Annotated in this window: 16 protein-coding genes and 1 pseudogene; 10 read left to right on the top strand and 7 right to left on the bottom strand. The window is 50.9% G+C overall.

Translation table 11 applies throughout. From position 1 onward, the window contains the following. Nucleotides 1–15 precede the first annotated feature (15 nt). The gene (locus F7P81_RS11620; RefSeq protein ID WP_151159627.1) at nt 16–933 is read left to right on the top strand and encodes a hydroxymethylglutaryl-CoA lyase; all 918 of its coding nucleotides are present in this window, start codon (nt 16–18) and stop codon (nt 931–933) included. Between the two features lie 16 nt (nt 934–949). Here F7P81_RS11620 and F7P81_RS11615 read toward each other — a convergent pair whose 3' ends face one another. Continuing rightward, nucleotides 950–1,708, bottom strand: coding sequence for an IclR family transcriptional regulator (locus tag F7P81_RS11615; RefSeq protein WP_151159626.1), 759 nt, complete (start codon nt 1,706–1,708; stop codon nt 950–952). Nucleotides 1,709–1,923: 215 nt separating this feature from the next. Here F7P81_RS11615 and F7P81_RS11610 point away from each other — a divergent pair, with 215 nt between their 5' ends. From F7P81_RS11610 to F7P81_RS11580, 7 genes are read left to right on the top strand one after another with little or no spacing between them, the layout of a single operon-like run. Next, complete coding sequence (locus F7P81_RS11610; protein WP_022712044.1) at nt 1,924–2,865, top strand: ABC transporter permease; 942 nt, start codon at nt 1,924–1,926, stop codon at nt 2,863–2,865. A gap of 44 nt (nt 2,866–2,909) precedes the next feature. Then, nucleotides 2,910–3,737: an ABC transporter permease gene (locus F7P81_RS11605; protein WP_225689268.1), complete on the top strand. Its 828-nt coding sequence runs from the start codon at nt 2,910–2,912 to the stop codon at nt 3,735–3,737. Further along, nucleotides 3,737–5,521: an ABC transporter ATP-binding protein gene (locus F7P81_RS11600; RefSeq protein ID WP_151159624.1), complete on the top strand. Its 1,785-nt coding sequence runs from the start codon at nt 3,737–3,739 to the stop codon at nt 5,519–5,521. Before F7P81_RS11605 ends, F7P81_RS11600 begins: the two co-directional genes overlap by 1 nt. Before the next feature lie 31 nt (nt 5,522–5,552). Beyond that, nucleotides 5,553–6,878: an MmgE/PrpD family protein gene (locus F7P81_RS11595; protein ID WP_151159623.1), complete on the top strand. Its 1,326-nt coding sequence runs from the start codon at nt 5,553–5,555 to the stop codon at nt 6,876–6,878. A 17-nt stretch (nt 6,879–6,895) separates the two neighbouring features. Beyond that, nucleotides 6,896–8,458, top strand: coding sequence for an ABC transporter substrate-binding protein (locus F7P81_RS11590; protein WP_151159622.1), 1,563 nt, complete (start codon nt 6,896–6,898; stop codon nt 8,456–8,458). Nucleotides 8,459–8,507: 49 nt separating this feature from the next. Beyond that, the gene (locus F7P81_RS11585; protein WP_151159621.1) at nt 8,508–9,800 is read left to right on the top strand and encodes an NAD(P)/FAD-dependent oxidoreductase; all 1,293 of its coding nucleotides are present in this window, start codon (nt 8,508–8,510) and stop codon (nt 9,798–9,800) included. Between the two features lie 16 nt (nt 9,801–9,816). After that, the gene (locus F7P81_RS11580) at nt 9,817–10,185 is read left to right on the top strand and encodes a RidA family protein (RefSeq protein WP_022712050.1); all 369 of its coding nucleotides are present in this window, start codon (nt 9,817–9,819) and stop codon (nt 10,183–10,185) included. Between the two features lie 193 nt (nt 10,186–10,378). On the opposite strand, the pseudogene F7P81_RS11575 reads toward F7P81_RS11580, so the two are convergent. The 6 genes and pseudogenes from F7P81_RS11575 to F7P81_RS11550 all read right to left on the bottom strand — a co-directional run. Further along, nucleotides 10,379–10,981, bottom strand: a pseudogene (locus F7P81_RS11575) (LysE family translocator); the annotation flags it as partial. Then, a complete protein-coding gene (locus tag F7P81_RS11570; protein WP_151159738.1) occupies nt 10,978–11,649 on the bottom strand; it encodes a B3/B4 domain-containing protein in 672 nt (223 codons plus the stop codon). The pseudogene F7P81_RS11575 and the gene F7P81_RS11570, both read right to left, overlap by 4 nt. Nucleotides 11,650–11,721: 72 nt before the next feature. Beyond that, nucleotides 11,722–12,531 (bottom strand): AraC family transcriptional regulator, encoded by an 810-nt coding sequence (locus F7P81_RS11565; RefSeq protein ID WP_151159619.1) that lies wholly within the window; start codon nt 12,529–12,531, stop codon nt 11,722–11,724. A 101-nt stretch (nt 12,532–12,632) separates the two neighbouring features. Next, nucleotides 12,633–13,118 carry a GNAT family N-acetyltransferase gene (locus tag F7P81_RS11560; RefSeq protein ID WP_151159618.1) on the bottom strand — a complete coding sequence of 162 codons (486 nt, stop codon included), beginning with the start codon at nt 13,116–13,118 and terminating at the stop codon, nt 12,633–12,635. A gap of 375 nt (nt 13,119–13,493) precedes the next feature. Further along, nucleotides 13,494–15,488: a BCCT family transporter gene (locus F7P81_RS11555; protein ID WP_075656630.1), complete on the bottom strand. Its 1,995-nt coding sequence runs from the start codon at nt 15,486–15,488 to the stop codon at nt 13,494–13,496. 120 nt (nt 15,489–15,608) lie between these two features. Next, nucleotides 15,609–16,079, bottom strand: a complete 471-nt coding sequence (locus F7P81_RS11550) for an Lrp/AsnC family transcriptional regulator (RefSeq protein WP_022712056.1) — start codon at nt 16,077–16,079, stop codon at nt 15,609–15,611. 245 nt (nt 16,080–16,324) lie between these two features. Between F7P81_RS11550 and F7P81_RS11545 the strand changes: the two genes are divergently transcribed. Together F7P81_RS11545 and F7P81_RS11540 are read left to right on the top strand one after the other, a co-directional pair. After that, nucleotides 16,325–17,848 (top strand): peptidoglycan D,D-transpeptidase FtsI family protein, encoded by a 1,524-nt coding sequence (locus tag F7P81_RS11545; protein ID WP_170265265.1) that lies wholly within the window; start codon nt 16,325–16,327, stop codon nt 17,846–17,848. Nucleotides 17,849–18,117: 269 nt separating this feature from the next. Then, on the top strand, nt 18,118–20,388 hold the full coding sequence (locus tag F7P81_RS11540) for a TonB-dependent receptor (RefSeq protein WP_151159616.1): 2,271 nt from the start codon (nt 18,118–18,120) through the stop codon (nt 20,386–20,388). Nucleotides 20,389–20,594: the final 206 nt, after the last annotated feature.

The following is a 20,594-nucleotide window of genomic DNA, read 5'->3' as shown; positions in this document are numbered from 1 at the left end:
TGACGGGAGAACACAATGGGAGAGCGTGTCAGAATTGTTGAAGTTAGCCCGCGCGATGGTCTGCAAAATGAGAAGCAGATTATTGATACAGCTATCAAGCTTGAACTGATCGAGCGTCTGGTCGCGGCCGGTTTGCGTAACATTGAGGTGACGGCTTTTGTATCTCCGAAATGGGTGCCGCAAATGGCGGATCAGGCGGCGGTTATGCAGGGACTGCAAACGCATCAAGGCGTTTCCTATTCGGTGCTCACGCCTAATCTGCAAGGTTTTGAGGCCGCAGTGGCCGCAGGTGCAAAAGAGGTTGCCGTTTTTGCTGCAGCTTCGGAGTCCTTTAGCCGGAAGAATATCAATGCCAGTATCGCGCAATCGCTGGAGCGTTTCGCGCCGGTGACAGAACAGGCTCTGAAAATGGGACTAAAAATACGCGGTTATGTCTCCTGTGTGCTGGGCTGTCCCTATGAGGGAGATATTGACCCGCGACGGGTCGCGCAAATCTCCAAAGAGATGTTCGATATGGGCTGTTATGAAATCAGTCTGGGCGACACGATTGGTGTCGGCGTGCCCGATGGTGTGAAACGGCTGATCGAAAGTGTCGGTGCTGAGGTTCCTGTTACGGCACTAGCCGGACATTTTCACGATACCTATGGCATGGCCGTGGCCAATGTCGTGGCTGCCTATGCCTTGGGCATAAGAACTTTTGATGCCTCGGTCGCAGGGCTGGGTGGCTGCCCCTATGCCGCAGGCGCTACGGGCAATGTCGCGACAGAAGATCTGGTCTGGCTGTTTAACCGGACGGGTGTGGAAACCGGTATCGACCTGAAACAACTGGTGGATTGCACCGTCTGGATCAGCACGCAGCTTGATCGCTCGCCATCCTCACGGGTTGCACAGGCAATCAGCCGTCAATCTTCTGCGAGCAGAACTGCTGAGTGAAAATTTAATATATCAATCAGCTCGTTACATTCAAACATTCTCTGAGCTGATCAATGAGATTGTCCATCACATCAGGCTTCATATTTTCCAGCGGGATGTTGAAAGAAATAGCGACATTGACGCGAAACGGATTTGGTTTTGGCAAAGGTAAACCCAGACCGCCGACACCCGGCAGGTAATAGCCCATATTAACCGCGTAACCCCGCGCAAGTGTCTCATCAACTTGTTGTTTTACGACATCAACATCCACATGGCGCACGGCAGGATATTGCGTGTACCGCTCTGTATTTGCCTGTAAAATTGCATCACGCTCACCTTCCGGCAAAGTGGCCATCAAAGCAACACTGCCTGCCGCAATCCCTAAAGGCATTCTTTCGCCGATGCCGAATTGCTGTTGCGGCAGAATGGAACGGCTTATCATTTCAGCACACACCGCATCAAAGCCCGATTGTGCTATAATATAGGTCGTATATCCGGTCTTTTTGGTGAATTCAGTCATGCCGGGTTGCAGCTTCTGAATTTGCGGCGTGAGCCGTTGCTGACGCTGAGCCAGCAGGAAAATAGCCGAGCCCAGCCGGTAATGACCATAGCGCTCTGCAGGTTCCGCAAATCCCTGTTCTGTCAGCGCCATCAGAGTTCTGTGGGCTGCCGATTTGGCTACATTCAGGGATTTGGCGATTTCGGCCAGTGCAGCACCGTCTTCACCATAATCGCCGAGCAATAGCAAAATATCCAAAGCCCGTGAGGCATTTGAAGATGAATTATTTGTCGTCATAAAGAATCTCATATTCCAATAATCGGAATAATTATAAATAATAATTCCGTTAAAAGAAATAGATTGACACAAACAAATTTTTTAGCTGTCATTACAGGCAGGAGAACACATAAATCGTGACCATGAATTGACAGGCATAACCCGCGGCTGAAACAGCCGGATGGGAACAGAAAAATATTTGCTGCTTTCACGGTGACGGGAATCTCGGAGGGGAGATGCTGTCTTTTGTGACGAGGAGACTTGGCTTTGCCGCCATAACTCTTTTCAGCGTATTAACGCTGGTGTTTTTGCTTGTACGGATATTGCCCGGAGATCCTGCTCTGGTTTTGCTTGGCGATCAGGCCAGCCCTGCCAGTATTGCTGCGGTGCACCAGAAACTCGGGCTGGATAAGCCGGTTCTGGTGCAATATGGCAGCTTTCTCTGGGATGCTTTGCAAGGTGATCTGGGGAACTCCATGATTACCGGCAGACCGGTCTCGGCGGAAATTCTAAATGTTTTACCTTATACGCTGGAGCTGACCATTGCGGCACTGGCACTGGGTCTTATCCTCGGTGTTCCCGCCGGTGTATGGGCGGCTGTAAAACGTAATAAAATGCCGGATTACATTATCCGCTTCATCTCACTGCTTGGCCTGTCCCTGCCTGCTTTTGTTGCCGCCATTCTGCTGCTGATGGTGTTTGCTATTCAGCTGAAATGGTTTCCGGTTATCAGCGCCGGCGGCTCGGGAGATATTCTGGAGCGCTTGCGTCAGATGGCACTGCCGACACTGTCTCTTGCCCTGATTATGATGACTTACATCACCCGTGTGACACGTTCTGCCATGCTGGAAGTCCTCAGTCAGGACTATGTGCGCACCGCCCGCGCGAAAGGTGCATCGCAATATAGCGTGGTCTGGAAGCATGCGCTTGGCAATTGTCTCGTGCCGATTGCAACGGTTGTGGGTCTCTATCTCGGTATTCTGATCGGCAATTCGGTTCTGACAGAAATCGTGTTTTCACGTCCGGGGCTTGGCAAGCTGATCTTGTCGGCTCTGACCCAGCGTGACTACACACTGCTACAGGGTATGATCGTTGTTTATACTTTCATGGTTGTCATCGTGAACCTTGTGACAGACCTGACCTATGGCCTGCTTGATCCGAGGATTCAGTACAAATGAGCACGATTTCCACATCTTACGAAAAGACAGCCTTCAGTTCTGTCATGCCGTTTCTGCGCAGGCTGGGTATCTCGACATGGATCGGCATTCTTGTTGTTGTGCTGCTGATCGGTGCTGCAATATTTGCACCGCTTCTTGCACCTTACGATCCGGCAGAGCAGGATATTTTCAAACAACTGATGCCGCCGAGTTCTGAGAACTGGTTTGGCACGGATAATTTCGGGCGGGATATACTCTCCCGCTTGCTTTGGGGTGCCCGTTACAGTCTTACCATTGGTCTGCTGGCGATTGCCGCCGCAACCATTATCGGCTCGCTGATTGGTATGCTTGCCGGATATCTCGGCGGACGCACAGATATTATCTGCATGCAGATCATGGATGTGGTGCTGGCCTTTCCTTCGCTCATTCTCGGACTGGCACTGGTGGCGCTTATGGGGGCGACACTGACCAATATTATTATTGCGATTGCCTTTACTGCCACGCCGGCCTTTGCACGTATTGCCCGCGCGGCGGTGCTGACCCAGCGTGACCGTGAATATGTGCAGGCCGGTCGTTCAATGGGGTTTTCAGGACCGCGTATTCTGTTCCGGCACATTCTTCCCGCCATTCTGCCCGAAGTGATGGTGATGACATCCCTCTGGATGGCAACGGCTGTGCGTACTGAAGCATCGCTGGCTTTTATCGGGCTGGGTCTTGCCCCGCCAACTCCGACATGGGGCGGCATGGTGCGTGAAGGTTTCGACAATATTCTCAATGCTTTCCATCTGGCTTTGTTTCCAAGTCTGGCAATTCTGCTGCTGGTGCTTGCGTTTAACCTGATCGGTGACGGGCTGCGTGATGCGATTGATCCCCGTTTGAAGGATGCATCGTGATGAAGAATAATTCCATTCTGTCTATCAGGGATTTGCATATCTCTTTTGGTGCCGTTCCCGTTGTTCATGGCCTTAATCTTGAGATTGAAGCAGGAAAAACACTGGCACTTGTCGGTGAATCCGGCTCCGGCAAGAGTGTGACCTCGCTTGCTGTTATGGGACTGCTACCGGAAGCAACCGGCCATGCAACAGGTTCTGTCCGGCTCGGAGATACAGAATTGCTGGGTCTTTCAGAAGACCGGATGCGCAGTATTCGCGGCCGTCAGATCAGCATGATTTTTCAGGAGCCGATGACATCGCTCAATCCGGTGCAGCGGATCGGCGATCAGCTGGCAGAGGTTATCCGGTTGCATCGCGGGCTGAAAGGAGCAGCCTTGCGTGAGGCTGTACTGGAGATGCTGCGCAAGGTGCGGATACCTGATCCTGAAACACGCATGAAACAATATCCGCATACATTTTCCGGCGGTATGCGCCAGCGTGTCATGATTGCCATGGCACTGGCCTGTAGCCCGAAACTGATTATTGCTGATGAGCCGACAACGGCGCTGGATGTGACGGTTCAGGCACAAATTCTGGATTTGTTGCGCGAATTGCAGCGTGAAACCGGCACAGCCATTTTGTTCATTACCCATGATATGGGTGTGGTGGCCGAAATGGCGGACCATGTGCTGGTTATGCAAAAGGGGCGCGAGATTGAACGGGGTGAAGTTCATGAAATTTTTTCGAACCCGAAAGATGACTATACCCGCACGCTGATTGCAGCAGCGCCAAGCCTTGTCGGACGATCGGTGAAACAGGTCGAGTCATTGGAAGTTTTGCAGGAACTGCCGCTGGCTGAAGGCTCAAGCGATGCAAAAGATGCTCCGGTGATTACGGTCAATGATCTTTGCGTGCGCTTTCCGGTGCGCTCCGGTCTTCTCAGCAGACTGACCGGCAATGTTCATGCTGTTGAGAATGTCTCCTTCGCAATCGGCAAAGGCGAGACACTGGGACTTGTCGGGGAATCCGGTTCAGGAAAATCAACGATCGGCAAAGCAATTATTGATCTCGCTCCCGTTCATGCAGGTCGGATTCAGCTTTCCGGACGGGAGATCGATTATAAAGACCCCAAAAGCCTGTCGGCTCTGCACCGCGATGTGCAGATGATTTTTCAGGATCCTTTCGGCTCCCTGAATGCCAGACAAACCATCGGTTCCGCAATCATGGAACCGATGACTGTGCATGGTCTGGCTCAGGGCAAAGAGGCAAGGGAGAAAATGCACTGGCTGCTGGAAAGAGTGGGGCTTGATCCGCGCCGCGCTGCCAGTCTGCCGCATGAATTTTCCGGCGGGCAAAGACAGCGTATCTGTATTGCCCGTGCGCTTGCGATGTCACCGAAACTGATTATCGCGGATGAGGCCGTTTCCGCTCTCGATGTAGCAATCAAAGGACAGATCATTGATCTGATGATTGATCTGCAGCAGGAGTTTGGCGTTTCTTATCTTTTCATCAGCCATGACATGGCAGCGGTCGAGAAAATCTGTGACCGCGTTGCGGTCATGTATTTCGGCGAGATCGTAGAGATCGGTGCCAAGAAAGACGTCATTGCCAATCCGGTTCATCCTTATACGCAGCGCTTGCTATCCGCGATTCCGGTCACGCATCCGGCACAGAGAAAAGAGCGCATTATAACCGCCGCCGATAAGGAGAAACCACGCAGCCCGCTGAAGCCGCTTGATTACAGCCCACCGGTCAGCCGGTGGGCGAGAGCATCTGACGGGCATTATATCCGGCAATCCGCATAACGAAATGCAATGAGAACGGGGCATTTATTCAATGCATATCATCGATAAACTTGCTGCTTTTGCTGCGGAACATCCGCAGGGACAATTGCCTGCGGATGTGAAAGAGCGCATCCGGTTGCTGGTTCTGGATCTGGTTGCGGCAACCGGCGCAGGCTTTACATCTGATCTGGCAAAAGCGGCGCGTTATACGGCAATTCATGCTTATGGAGGGAGTGCAGCCACACTCTGGCTTTCCGGAGAAAAGTCCTCTGTTGCCGGTGCTGCTCAGGCGAATAGTGCGGCGGCGAGTGCGCTGGATATTGATGACGGCCATCGCGGTGCTGCTGGTCATGCCGGTGCCGGTGTTATTCCGGCGGCTTTGGCCGTGGCTGAAGCTTTGGGCAGTGCTGATGAGGATATTTATGATGCGATTGCGCTTGGCTACGATATTGCGCTGCGCATTGCCACTTCCAGACCAACCGCTGCGATTGACAGTTATAATAGCGGGCGCTGGGTCGGCTATGGTGCAGCCGCTGCCGCAGGATGGCTTTTAAAACTGAGTGCTCCGGCCATGGCTCATGCATTGGCGATTGCCGGTGCGGAAGGGCCGATCGGTTATCCGTCCGGTACATCGCGCTATCAGGGCACGACGGTGAAAGAAATGATCCCGCCTGCGGTTGTGGCAGGGATTACCGCTGCCTATCGCGCTGCCGCCGGTGCTACCGGCCCCCGCGATTTGCTGGATAATAAAGAAAAATATGACCCTGCAATATTGCTGTCTGACCATGGTCAGCAATGGTGGTTGATGCAGTGTTATCTCAAACCCTATGCCTGCTGCCGGTATATGCATGCAGCTGTCGACGCTATTTTGGCAATGCGTAAGCCGGAATTGCCGGTGCTTTCACTGAAAATTGAAACATTTCCGCAGGGTTTACGCCTGTCCAATGAGCGCGCGCCGCAAACACTCGAAGGCGGGCAATATAGTTTTTATTTCAGCTGTGCCTTGGCAGCTTTGATAGGTGAAGCCGCATTGCAGCCGGTTAATCCGGATATGCTGGCCGACCCTGAAATACTGGCGCTGGCGGAGGGGATTACGCTTGAAGCCACTCCGGATTTTGCTTCGGCTTTTCCGAAATCAACACCGGCGCGTGTCTCGCTGGATCAGGGGCAGGGCATTGAGATCATGGAAGTGCTGCATCCGCGCGGAGATGTGGCCAATCCGCTTGGCTATGCGGATATTGTCACGAAATTCCGGCGGATTACCGCGGCGTATATCACCCCCGATGACCAGCAGTCTTTGCTTCAGGCTTTTGCGGATTTTCCGCAGGCAGGATTTACCCCCGTGCACGCTGCTTTGAGCAGACAAATTATAAAATAAAAGAGGAGGAGCATAATATGTACAGAACAATTTTAAAAACCGGCGCACTGGCAGCCTTTATGGCCTGTTCGGCACTGGTATCGATGCCGGCTTTTGCGGCTAAAACAGAACTCGTTTTAGGGGCTGCGGCAGCAGATGTCGGCAAGCTTGATCCGCATTTTGCCAATTCGACATCGGATCGCACACTGGTTGCATGGATTTTCGGCGGACTGGTGCGCTTTGCACCCGGCAGTACAGATCCTTCAACAATTGAGCCAGATCTTGCTGAAAAATGGGAGCATTCAGCAGATAAAATGGAATGGACATTCCATTTGCGCAAAGGCGTACAGTTTCAGCAGGGTTATGGCGAGGTAACGGCCGATGATGTCGTGTTCTCTCTCAATAAAGCTGGAAAACCGGAAACATCAGCTTTCGCGACCGATTATGCTGCTCTGAAATCTGTTGAAGCGGTTGATCCCTATACGGTGAAGATCACGCTTGCCAAAGCGGTGCCTAGTCTGCTCGGACTGGTGTCGAATTATTCCGGCGGCTTTATCCTGAGTAAAAAAGCCTATGAGGAGCGTGGTGACGAGTTTCAGCGCCGTCCGGTCGGTTTTGGGCCTTTCTCACTGGAAAAAATCGAGCCGAGTGTTTCCATCGAGTTCAAAGCCCATGATGGTTATTTCCGTGGTAAACCGAAGCTTGAGAAAATCATCTATCGCTTTCTGAATGCGGCTTCCGCACGCGATCTGGCCTTTATCTCCGGTGAGATTGATGTCTCCGCCGGCACCACAGATCAAAAATGGCTGGCGCGGACACGGGAAGTACCGGAATCCGTAGTTGATATTTTCGATCCGGCGGAACTGACGCTGCTTCATGTAAACCGTACCAAAAAACCGTTTGACGATATCCGTGTCAGACAGGCGCTGGCCTATGCGGTCAATGCCGCCCAGATGGCGCAGTTTCGCGGCAAGGAATTCACCCGTGAAGTGAAATCGGTCATTCCGAGTAATAATCTTGGTTATACGGATGAGGCTGGCGTTGTCTCCAATGATACGGAAAAAGCCAAGGCCCTGCTGGCCGAAGCAGGCTATCCGGACGGCGTAACGATTAAAATGCTGTCCAGCCAGCTGCCAAGTCTGGAGCAGTCGGCACAGATGTTGCAGGCACAGGTTGCCAAAGCGGGTATCAAGCTGGAACTGGAACCGGTGGAACATGCGACCTGGCACCAGATGATCCGTAAGGATCTCAGCCCGATTGTGATGTATGGCGCCGCACGTTTTCCGGTCGCGGATTATTACCTCACACAGTTCTATCATTCAGACAGTATTGTCGGCAAACCAACCGCAGTGACCAATTTCAGTCATTGTGCGGCTGCTGATGAGCAGATTGTTGCGGCACGGTCAGAAGTGGATCCGGATAAGCAGCTTCAGCTCTGGCATGAAGCGCAAAAACTGATTGTCGCGGATGTCTGCGCAATCCCGCTGAATGAAACCGCGCAGGTCTGGGTTCGTAAGAAGAGCCTTGATTGGGGCTTTGAGCTGAAAGGCTCTTTGTCGCTCGGACCGCTTGTAACTGAACAGACGCATTTCACTGATTGAAACCGTACGTGGCTGGCTCTGCGCCAGCCACATTTCCTGTGGTTTGAACATGTCAAAACTGACTTATCCTGATTATTCCAATATTTGCGGCTGGAATGCGATGCTTCCGCCGCGCGCACCACGACCTGCGTTTGATGGCGACATTAACGTAGATTTTGCCGTGATCGGCGCAGGCTATACCGGACTTGCCGTTGCGCGTCGTCTGCGTGAACTTCGCCCCGATGCCCGTATCGCTGTTGTTGAAGCGACGACCGTGGGCGAAGGCTCCTCCGCTCGCAATTCCGGTTTTACCGGCACTGATGTTCTGCCACGGAATATTACCGTGGAAATGTCCGAGAAAGCACGGCTGCAATCAAAATTATTTTCGGAAGCTTTCCAATGGCTGACGGATATTATCCGTGAGAATAATATCCAATGCGATATGCAGCAGGTCGGTGCCATTCGCGGTGCTGCCACAGAACGCGGAGAGGCTTCTGTCCGCTCTGTTCTTGAGGTGGCAAAAAAACTCGGTGTAACACATCAGGAATTGTCACGGAGCGATATCGCAGAGAGGATCGGCACGGATTATTACCGCTTCGGTCTGTATCTCTCAGACACATGGCTGTTACAGCCTGCAGCCTTGATCCGTGGTCTGGCCGATGCTCTGCCTTCCGATGTTGAACTCTATGAGAACACGCCGGTTGAACGGATTCAGCATCAGGGTGACTGGATATTATCCACACGGTCGGGGCAAATCAGGGCGAAGAATATTGCTTTGGCGAATAATGGTTTTATCCGCCGTTTTGGTTATCTGAATACCAAAATGACAACCATTTATACCTATGCGGCAGTGACAGAATCCGTTCCCGAGGCGGACAGAGCGCTGCTGGGACAAGATCAGTCATGGGGCTTGCTGCCGTCTCACCGGCTTGGCACAACATTGCGGCGCATCGGTTCTGACCGGTTGATGGTGCGCAGCCTTTATGCCCATGAAAAAGAACTGACACAGACTTACGTGGAAGCAGAATTACGGAACCGCTTTGAACGCCGCTGGCCCGGTTTGCGCCATGTGCAATTTGAATATGTCTGGGGCGGCACCACAGCCCTGACTATGAATGGTGCACCATGGTGGGGCAAGCTGGAAGACGGGCTTTATGCTTCCGGCGGCTGCAACGGCAGCGGCATTGCCAAGGGTACAATGCTTGGGCGGCATTTGGCGGAACTGATGTGCGGCTTTGGCGATCATTCTGTTCTTGAACAGGTTATGGGACAGGCCAGTTTTATAGCGCCGGAACCCTTCCGCAGCATCGGTTTCCGTGTGATTTCCGCTCTTGAAAGCCGCAAAGCCGGACGTGAAATCTGAGTATTGTGAGGACGAAATGAAGCTTGAACGCAGTGATATTAATGCCCGTCGCAGCCGTTTGGTGAAATATAATGGTGTCTGTTATCTGTCCGGTCAGTTCTCTGATAAAGGCGGCACGATTGAAGAACAGACGAAAGAGACGCTTGGTAAAATTGATGATCTGCTGCAACGTGCAGGCAGTGATAAATCCCGTCTGTTGACTGCGGAAATCTGGATCACATCCATGGCAGATTTTGAGGGTATGGATCAGGTCTGGAAAGACTGGATTGCCCCCTATGCGCCGCCTGTCAGATGTTGTTGCGCAGTCGAGTTGGGCGATCCGTCCATGCGCGTTGAAATCATGGTGAGTGCAGCAACAGGCGATGTGGAACTTGTTGAGTTTTAATATGGATTCCGGCCTAAAACCTGACAAGGAAAAAGCGCCGGAAAGGGACATTCAGGCTCGGGCTTGATTGCTGCATCTCTTCTGAACTGAACAAGTCATAGGTAAAAACAGGCGGCCAGATCATGCCTGAAGAGCTGACACTCACCGGCATTGCTCTGGCTGACCTGTTATTTTCCGCATGAGGATTGGTATTGGTGAAAGCCAGTTGCAGCGCCAGTGCCATGAAAGCAAAGGCAAAGCCATAGCGAACCCGTTTTTGCACTGACGGATCGGAAATCAGATAGTGCCGGACTGAGGCGGCAAAAGCCCCATAGGCGATGAAAACCGCAAATGTGATCATCATGAAAACCACACTCAGCTCCAGCATGCGCAAGACCGGCGATGTTTCTTGCGGGCTGATAAATTGCGGTAAAAAGGCAAGGAAAAACAAGGACAGTTTCGGGTTCAGCAGATTGATGAAAATCGCTGAGCTGATTATTTGTTGCGCGCTTTTATCGTTGGTCTTTTCATTCAGTTCCAGCATCGTATGGTCGCTCACCATCTTCCATGCCATGTAGAACAGATAGGCAATGCCAAGCCATTTAATGATGATGAAGATCGTAATATTGGTGTGCAGCAAAACCGCAAGGCCGCTGATGGCTGCCGCAATATGGGGCAAGGTGCCAAGCGTACAACCTAGTGCTGCAATGATATAGCCGCGCCTGCCGCCCGCAAGACCGGCCGCAACGGTATAAACAACGCCTGCGCCGGGGATGGCGCTGACAATAAAAGCTGTCAGTAAATATTCGAAAGTCATGCCGGATTAACCCGAGTGATTTTCGACGCAGGCCATAGCTGTTTCAATGTTGTCGCCAGCGAATTTATAAGTTTATCCGTGTCTTGTTGTGCAGTTTCATGCAGTGCTTCAGTCACAATCAGTGCTGTTTTTGTTTTACTATTTATCGCAGACCAGCCGCTCTGCCGGTTTGTCCAGCGGCGGGCATGTGCTCGCCTGTCGTCATCGGCATATATGATTTCGCCTTGCTCGGGGCTTTCCGTACTCCCGCTGAATGTCTCATAAACTTCGTCGCCGTCAGCGTGCCGGATACTGAGAATGCCGTTGATTTTTTCGACATCAAAAACGGCAACGGGTATTGCAAAAGCCAGCGATGTTGCATTGCAGAGATCAACCAGAGGGTGCAGCGCCGGAAGTGAACCTTCCATACGGAAACGACGCAGCAATGCTTCCGAAGCACATCTGTATTGGGTCGGTTTATATCCCATGGCGGCAAAGGCGCGGCGCCATGCTTTGATTTCAGGAAACTCGCCTTCAGTAGCATGAGCGAGACGGTTTTTGGCAATGGCAGTCAGTTGAGACATGGCAGCACTTGGATCGGCATTGCGGTTGATGCCGTCAATCAGCAAACCACGGGATTGCAGTTGCGGGAAAGAAGTCAGTACAGACGGGGAATAGCGGTAGTGAATGGACATTGCTCTGGCTCGTTTTTGAGCCATTTGCGTCGTTATTGACGGCAAAGTCTTGAAGAAAATTGCAGATCAGGCTCTGACACCGGCATATTGCTTTGGTGAGATGCCATAGGTGCTTACAAATAAACGGGTCATATGGCTCTGATCTGCAAAGCCGGACGCATAGGCTGCATCACTCAGTGTTGAGCCATTTATGATCATTTTTCGCACATATTGCAGTCTGCGCTGAATGAGATAGGCGTGAGGTGTCAGACCGGTGAGTTTTGAAAAACCCCGTATCAACTGAAACTGGCTGACATTGCCAAGCGCAGATAATTCGCCGAGAGAAAGCGGCGAGCAAGGGTCATCATCTATGCGCTCGCGTGCCAGTTCGATTGCTGAGGGTGCATTGTATTTGTCGGCAGAATTGTGGCTTGTAACAAGCCGTGTCAGCAACAGATGCAGGTTTTCTTGTATTTCAAACTCGCTGCAAATATCTGACGGATTGGTTACGCTTTTGAACAGAGAGCGGAAATGCTTTGTTGCAGCCGTGTCGTGCAAGACCGGCTTTTTAAGCTCCGATATTCTCGTGTTGCCGCCCCGAATTTCCTTCATCGGCTCGGCTAAAATATCGGTATCAAAATATAGCATATACCACGCACGGCCATGGTCACCGATCGGGGTGCCGTCATGAACCTCATTCGGATTGACAGTGATGATATCACCGGCTGTCGCCTCAACAATGCCCCGTCCGCTCAAGGATTTTTGCGCACCGCGGATGATGACGCCAATGCCGAACTGGTCATGCGTATGGCGGCCGAATGTGTGGGATGAGTCCGCCGCAACCGCCGTGATCCCGTTGATTTTGCAAGGCGCTATTTTGAACGAGCCTTTTGCCACGTAGCCACACCTGTTTTTTGTATCGTTCAAATCCGATAATACAAGGATCAGTGCTGAGAGAACAGGCGTTAGTGTGTCATCGCTAACGCCCGTAGTTTGATTTAGAATTTCAACACGGCTTCCAGTTCATCGCCATAGCTATCACCGGTTTTTTCAAAGCCAAGAAGAGTATAAAAACCTTCCGGACTACCTTCTCCGGTGCCGTAGCTTGTGAAAATTTCATGATAGCCTTTGAGCTTCATATCACGCTTTAAAAGCCCGATAGCCTGACGGCCAAAGCCAAATTTCTGGAATGGTGTTGCGATCATAAAACGCCACAAAAAGACACCCGGACAATCAATTCCGTCATCATGATCGGCACCAATATGCAGCATAATGAAGCCGACCAGTGTATCGTCAGCATAAATTGCACGGAACCAGGCATTTTCGGAAAAATGCGCTGCGGCAATGGATGTACCATTGTCGGCAACCATGCCGCGATGCTCATCGGAGAGCGTTTCACTCAGATCACAGACATCTTCGACAGTTAACGCAGATATACGCCGAAATGAAATTTCGGAGTCCCGCGAGATTGTAATCTCACTCATGGATAAGTCCTGTTTTGAGAAATAGCCGGTTAACTAAACCGGCGCGGTTTTCGAATTGTCCGCCAACAATATGAACAGCAAAGTGTTCTGCCTTTAAATCTTACAACTATAATTATATGTCAATGTATAAAATTTATGGTCTGAATTTGTACTGCTGAACTAACACTTTTTGATTATTTACAGGTAAAAATGAAAATAAATAAGATGATTTTTTAAGTATAAATTTCAATTTAAAATAAAATCTCTGAGTGAACTTATCAGTCTTAAAGCGTCGTTTTTTTTAAGATATGTGCAAAGCACGCGCTGCCATATGGAGCAACGCGTGCTTTTATGTGTGTATTAACTGCCTCATCCGGCCTTCAGCATGTAGGAAATTTACATATCCGCTGAATGTTCCGGTGCGCTGTGCACCAGTTGCGTTTCCGGCGCATGAACCAAAGCCAGATATCTTTCAAATTGCACCAGAATATCAACGATCAGCTGCTCTTTTGTGAAACCCATCACATCATAACCTCTGCCGCCGCTTGAGAAATATGTCCGTGCTTCATGACGGAGATTTGGCTTGCCGACCCCCAGTGTCGAAAAAGCAGGGATGTGCTGGGCAACGGGCATGATACCGTAGATGAAATCGCGTGTGCCTTCTGCCGTGGAACGCAGTGCGATAGCACCATTGTCTTCTGTAACCACAACGGTTTCCCGACCGCGATTGTTCAGTTCGGTGGTAACTGCATTCAAAGCATCCTTGGCGGGACCTGCGATAAATGTTGCAACTTCACGTTGGGTTGGCGCATGCAAAATCAGCGACAATCGGCGTTGCCATGTGAGCCCCGAGGCTGGCTGTGCGCTTGGCGCAACCGGAATTGCAGCATGGGCGGCTTGTTGTGCAAGGTCGGCTTTCATCCCCTTAAACAGTGACCAGACAAGCGCGATCATGACGATGCTGAATGGCAGGGCGCTTGCAATGGTCACAGCTTGCAAAGCTCCCAGACCACCTGCAACCAGAAGACTTGCAGCAACCACACCTTCCAATGTGCACCAGAAAACCCGCTGTCCGGTTGTTGTTTCGGTCTCTCCGCCCGCGGCGATTGAATCGATAACAAGAGAGCCGGAATCCGAAGATGTAACAAAGAAAATAGCAACCAGCATGACCGCCAAAGTCGAAGTCAGTGTTGTCCATGGCAAATATTCAAAGAAGTGGAACAGGCCGACGGAGACATCAGCAGCAATTTCTGCTCCTAACTTGCCGCCTGCGACTGTCGTATCAATAAGAATTGCCGAATTGCCGAAAACGGTCATCCAGAAGAATGTGAAACCGGCCGGGATAAACAGCACGGCTGTCACAAATTCCCTGACCGTACGGCCACGCGAAATACGGGCAATAAACATACCGACAAAAGGTGACCACGATATCCACCATGCCCAGTAGAACAGCGTCCATGCATCGACCCACGGCGTTGGTTCATAGGCATAAATATTGAAAGTACGCAGGACGATTGTATCGAGATACAGACCGATATTCTGCACAAAATCACGGAAAAGCTCTGCAGTAGGCCCTACAATCAGCACAAAAAGCATCAGGAGAATAGCGAGCAGCAGGTTGGTCTCAGAGAGAATGCGCACGCCTTTATCCAGACCTGTTGCAACGGAAATCGTTGCCAGTGCCGTGATTGCAATAATAAGAGGTAGCTGAACCTGCAACCCGATTGGCAGGCCGATCAGATAGTGAAGTCCGGCATTAATCTGTGAAACGCCAAGTCCCAGCGAGGTTGCAATACCAAACATGGTGCCGACGATGGCGAAAATATCGACCGCATGGCCTATCGGGCCGTTAATCCGCTCTTTGAGCAGCGGATAAAGGCCGGAGCGGATGGTGAGCGGCAGATTGTAACGATATCCGAAATAAGCAAGGGACAGGCCGACAACGGCATAAATAGCCCAGGCGTGAATTCCCCAATGGAAAAATGTAACCGCCATGGCTTCACGTGTTGCTGCAATGGAGCGCGGTTCTGCGGTCGGCGGTGCCATGAAATGCGTCATCGGCTCGCCGACGGCATAATACATCAGCCCGATACCCATGCCCGCAGCGAAAAGCATTGCAATCCACGAGAGGAAGCTGAAATCAGGCGTTGAATCGTCGGGGCCGAGTTTGAGACGTCCGTACCGTCCCAGACAGAGAAGCAATACGCTGACCAGAAAAATGCCGACGGATAGCAGGTAGAACCATCCGAAATTTGCGAGAATAACGGTCTGAAGCTGGGTAAAAATACTCGCAGCCTGATCGGGAACCACGATCCCGATTGCTAGAAACACACCGATGACAATGATGGATCCGAAAAATACCGGTGCGTTGATAATGAACTTTGCTGGCATGAAAACTCTCGCAGGTTAGTGTTTCATGTTTTTAAGAAAACAAAAAATAACTCTGTAAATATCAAGTCAGTCTGACATTTTATGAATAAGGCGAATTTAATAAATATGACAGGAAGACTATTACAAGGGAAGGGACAGATCGACTTTCACTCTGTCCAGTACAACGATGGTTCTGTAAGATTTTACCAGATGATTTTCTCCTAATAATTGCGCTGTCCTGCTTTCATATTCTTCAGTCGTCGGAACGGTCATGATCAGGATAAGGCCAGCACTGCCCGCAACCCAATAACATTGTTGAATCTCCTCAGCATTTTTGAACATTTTTTTGGCCGCAGCGACTGTCGCTGACCGCTCGTCGCTGAGCGTGACCTCGACAATAACGGTCACGGGCAGGCCGACGGCCGCAGGATCAACAACGGCTGCAAATTTTTTGATGATGCCTTTTTTCTGAAGTTTGGCTATGCGGCGCTGTACGGCGGCGGGTGACAGATGAATAAGCTCGGCTAATTCTTTTTGTGATCTTGAGGCATCTTCCTGAAGCAGTCTGAGAAGCGATTTGTCGTAATCATCCAGCTTAGTTTGATCGGGCATTGCATTATCCGCGCTGAAAGTGAGTGAAAATTGCGGTGAATTGAGACTTATCGAGCCCTAATATACCATTACATCATTTATTTCTATGTGAAATCATTCGTGAATTTTTGTGAATAACAAAAAAATCCGTCAAAGAAGTTTTAATTATTAATTTTAGTGTGTGTATGAAGAAGTCCTATAATAAAAACAGATATATACTTGCGATATTATTGTTCGTGGCGATTTATTGTGTACTGTTTTCAAAGATGGTTTACTTCGGCACGATTGTACCTGCTTCAGAACATGCAGCAATGTCTCCTGTCGGCATGCACAGGCCGCTTATTCTGGACAGGAACGGAAAAATCCTTGCGATAGATATCAAGGCATATTCACTTTATGCGGAGCCCCGCCGTATTACGGATATTGATGAAGTGGCAGAAAAAGTGCACCGCATCATTCCCGAGATTCCGCTGCAAACGCTTCATAAGAAACTGTCGGGGCAGCGCCGTTTTATATGGCTCGCACGGCAATTAACGCCGTCGGTTAAAAGCAGGCTGATGGCAGAAGGTATTCCCGGCATTGGCTTCCGCACCGAATTACAAAGAGCCTATCCGGCCGGACGTACCACTTCGCACATTGTCGGCCTGACCAATATTGACAATACCGGTGTTGCCGGTCTGGAGAAATGGATCGACGGGCAGGGCATTGCCGATATCCGCAATGCCGGTTTCTCAGTCCCTGAACATTTTGCGCCGGTTGTGACTTCCATTGATTTACGTGTGCAGCATGCATTGCATGACGAATTGTCGAAAGCGCTTGTTAAATACGGCGCGGCGGGTGTCGGTGGTCTCATTCTCAATATTAAAACAGGTGAAATCTTAGGGCTGGTTTCATTGCCGGATTTTGATCCCAATACGCCTGCGGAGATACATCTGGCCGACCGCCTGAACCGTATAACAGCCAGTGCCTCGGAAATGGGGTCTATCATTAAGACCTTTACAACAGCGATGGCGGTTGAGCATGCGGGTGCCGGACTTGATACAATCTATGACGCGACCAATCCGATCAGGGTCGGTAATCAGCTTGTGCGTGATTATTTTGGCAAGAAACGGCCGCTGACGCTGGAAGAAGTGTTTCTGTTTTCTTCCAATATCGGCTCCGCGCAGGAGGCGCTTTCTGTCGGGGTGGAGGGGCACCGGAACTTTCTTATCCGTTCCGGCCTGCTGGAGAGAGCTGCGCTGGAACTGCCGGAAATAGCAAAACCAATGGAGCCGCGGCACTGGTCTGTGCCGACGTCGATTACTGCTGCCTTTGGTCATGGTTTTGCAACCACACCATTGCAGACCGCTGCCGGTATCGGCGGAATATTGAACGGCGGTGTTCTCGTTACCCCGACACTCCTGAAACGCGATTCCGACCATTCCGCTTTGCCTGCCCGCCGTCTTGTTACCGAAAGAACAAGTGCGATTGTCCGGCATTTATATCGCTTAAGCGCGGAAAAAGGCTCCGGCCGCCGTGCGAATATCAGCGGCCTGAATGTCGGCGGAAAAACCGGTACGGCAGAGAAGGTGGTCAACGGCCGCTATGCAAAGAACAGGAATTTCAATGTTTTTGCAGCGGCCATGCCGATGGACGATCCGATATATGTCTATCTGGTTATCGTTGATGATCCGGCTCCGAAATCTGCCACCCGCGGACAGACGGCCGGTGTAACCGCAGCACCGGTTGCGGGTGAAATCATTCGGAAAACATTCACTTTTTTGGGCATGGAGCCACGCATCGGCATCTGATCTGTCAGTGATCAGGCAGAGGTGTTTTCGGAATGTGTGGATATTTCATCAAGAACTGATCTGCGTGTGCACAATACGGGCGCATAAACTTGACTTATATAATCATGTTTAATATCGCAGATAATATTATTGTTCTTAAGACGGCTAAGTTTGGGCAGATGTGATGACACCCCAAAACCGAATGCGCGCGTTCTTATGACATGTCGGTTTTGCTGACAAGCAATGATGACCATTGAATTTTTACATTTTTTGAAAACTTGGGGATTGGAATGAGGGGCAGATATCAATTGGTTACCTATGAGCGCGGCTGTGCCGCTTTAGCCGGTGTTTCACTGCTTGCTGTCAGTGCTGTGGCGGCTTTCGCTCAGGAAACAGGCAAGACTGATCGCGTGCCGCGCCAAAAGCAGGCTCAACAGGTTTCCGATACCACTGGTGCAACAGTACTGGATACAATTGTGGTGGTGGGGCAGGGACATCCTTCTACCGGCACTATAGGCCAACCACCGGCTGAATATGCCGGCGGACAGGTTGCCACCGGTGCGCAACTCGGAACACTCGGAAACCGGTCTGTTCGCGATACACCATTCAGCCTGACCGGCTATACAGATAGGCTGATCCGCAACCAGCAGGCAAAATCGATCGCTGATATTACACTCAATGATCCGTCCGTTCGTCAGGATGCACCGACTTTCAGTGAGCGTGACTCTTTCTTCATCCGTGGTTTTTCTGTGACTAATCTGGATGTTGCATATGACGGACTTTTCTACCTTGCCAATCCGCGTCGCAGCTATCTTGAGGGCATTGAACGCGTTGAGGTGCTCAAAGGGCCAAGTGCTCTGGTCAATGGCGGTGTCGGCCGCGTCGGGGGTACAATCAATCTGGTGCCAAAACGTGCTGCGGATGAGCCGCTGACACGCCTGACAACGACCTATATGTCCGATGCGCAATTATGGTCGCATGTTGATGTTGGTCGTCGCTTCGGACCGGACGGCGAATGGGGCATCCGCTTCAATGGTTCCTATCGCGGCGGCGAGACTGCGATGAAACATAATGACATTCAGGTTGGTGTCTTGTCGCTGGGGCTTGATTATCGCGGTGAACGGGTACGTGCCTCGCTTGATCTCAATCATTCCCGACAGAATATCGATGCGCCGACTTCGCTGTTTAATGCGGTAAAAGAAGGGGTTGAAATTCCGGATGCACCGAATGGCCGGATTAACACAGCCAATCCGTTCGAATATCACGACAGCAAGCACAATATGGCCGCTGCCCGTGTCGAGGTTGATGTTCTGGATAATACGACTGTCTATGCCGCCGGTGGTATCAGCCGTTATCGTGAGGATTTCCTGTCTACATCATACACAATTCTCAATTCCAACGGCGATGCAGAAGCTGAATTTGGCTATAATCCGCAGCAGATTCAGGGGCTGTCGGGTGAGATTGGTGTCCGCTCCGAATTTGATACCGGTCCTGTCGGCCATAAGTTCAATATTTCGGTGAGCGGAGCGAAAAACGAGAACCATCGCGGTCGCTTCCATCCGGGAAAACTGGGCTTCAAAAGATACCCGATCAATATCTACAATCCGGCTTATGTGCCTGATAACTGGGTAGATATAAGCGGATTACCACGCTCGGATAATCTCTATCCGTTCTCCGAGCTGGTCGCTAACAGTATCGCGATTTCTGACACGCTGTCTTTTGCGGATGATCGCTTCCAGCTGACGCTTGGCGGACGTTATCAGCATATGAGCACACGTACCTTCAATACACGTCCAAATCCGGATGTGCCGTTTGGTGCGCAGATTTATCATTATTCGGAATCTAAATTCAGCCCTGCCGTCGCTGCTGTTGCCCATGTGACTGACAGCTTGTCGGTCTATGCAAATTATGCTGAGGCACTGACTGAAGGGCCGCAGCCACCGTCCCGCGCTGCCAATAATACAGAGAGCTTTCCTCCTGTTGTAAATAAACAGAAGGAAGTCGGGGTCAAATATGATCTTGGCGATCTGATGCTGAGCGCAGCTCTGTTTGAGATCAGACAGCCGAACGGGTTTACTGATGCGAAAAACAATTTTGCGGTGAACGGTCTTCAGGTCAATCGCGGGCTGGAACTCTCTGTGTTCGGCGAGCCGGTTGACGGTATTCGTTTGCTGGGTGGTATTACATTTATGGATGCCGAGCTGGATAAAACAGGAAATCCCGAAACGAACGGTAACAGAGTTCCGGGTGTTCCGAAAACAGCTATCAGCCTCTATGGCGAGTATGACACGCCGTGGGTTGAGGGGCTGACGCTGACCGGTCGTGTTGTCCATACAGGCAGCACTTATTATGACCAGAAAAACCTGCAGAAAGTGCCGGACTGGACACGCGTTGATCTGGGCGCGCGTTACACAATGCTTCGTGAGAATGGCAAGCCGGTAGAGTTCAGAGCAACCGTTGAGAATGTTCTCAACGAAAATTACTGGGCATCGTCAGCCCGTGGTTTTATCTCGGCCGGTGCACCGCGTACATTCATGCTTTCCGCTTCGTTTGATTTCTAAAGCATCGCAGTGTGATATCAGTGAGAGAGGCCGGAGCGGTGTTGTCATACACGGCTCCGGCTTTTTTATTGAAAACATCTGAACTAGAGCGCCGTGTGCCAGACTTGGCACACAAAGGTCACTCTAACACTTTAAAATGAGAGCATAATTTTACTTCAAACTGATCCAAGTTTAAGGAATTATGCTCTAACATCGCGGCTGAAAAA

This window comes from Pseudochrobactrum saccharolyticum (assembly GCF_008801715.1).
In the GTDB taxonomy this organism is placed as follows: Bacteria; Pseudomonadota; Alphaproteobacteria; order Rhizobiales; family Rhizobiaceae; genus Pseudochrobactrum; species Pseudochrobactrum saccharolyticum.
The sequence above is the reverse complement of the archived record's forward strand: the minus strand, read 5'-3'. Positions and strand labels throughout refer to the sequence as shown.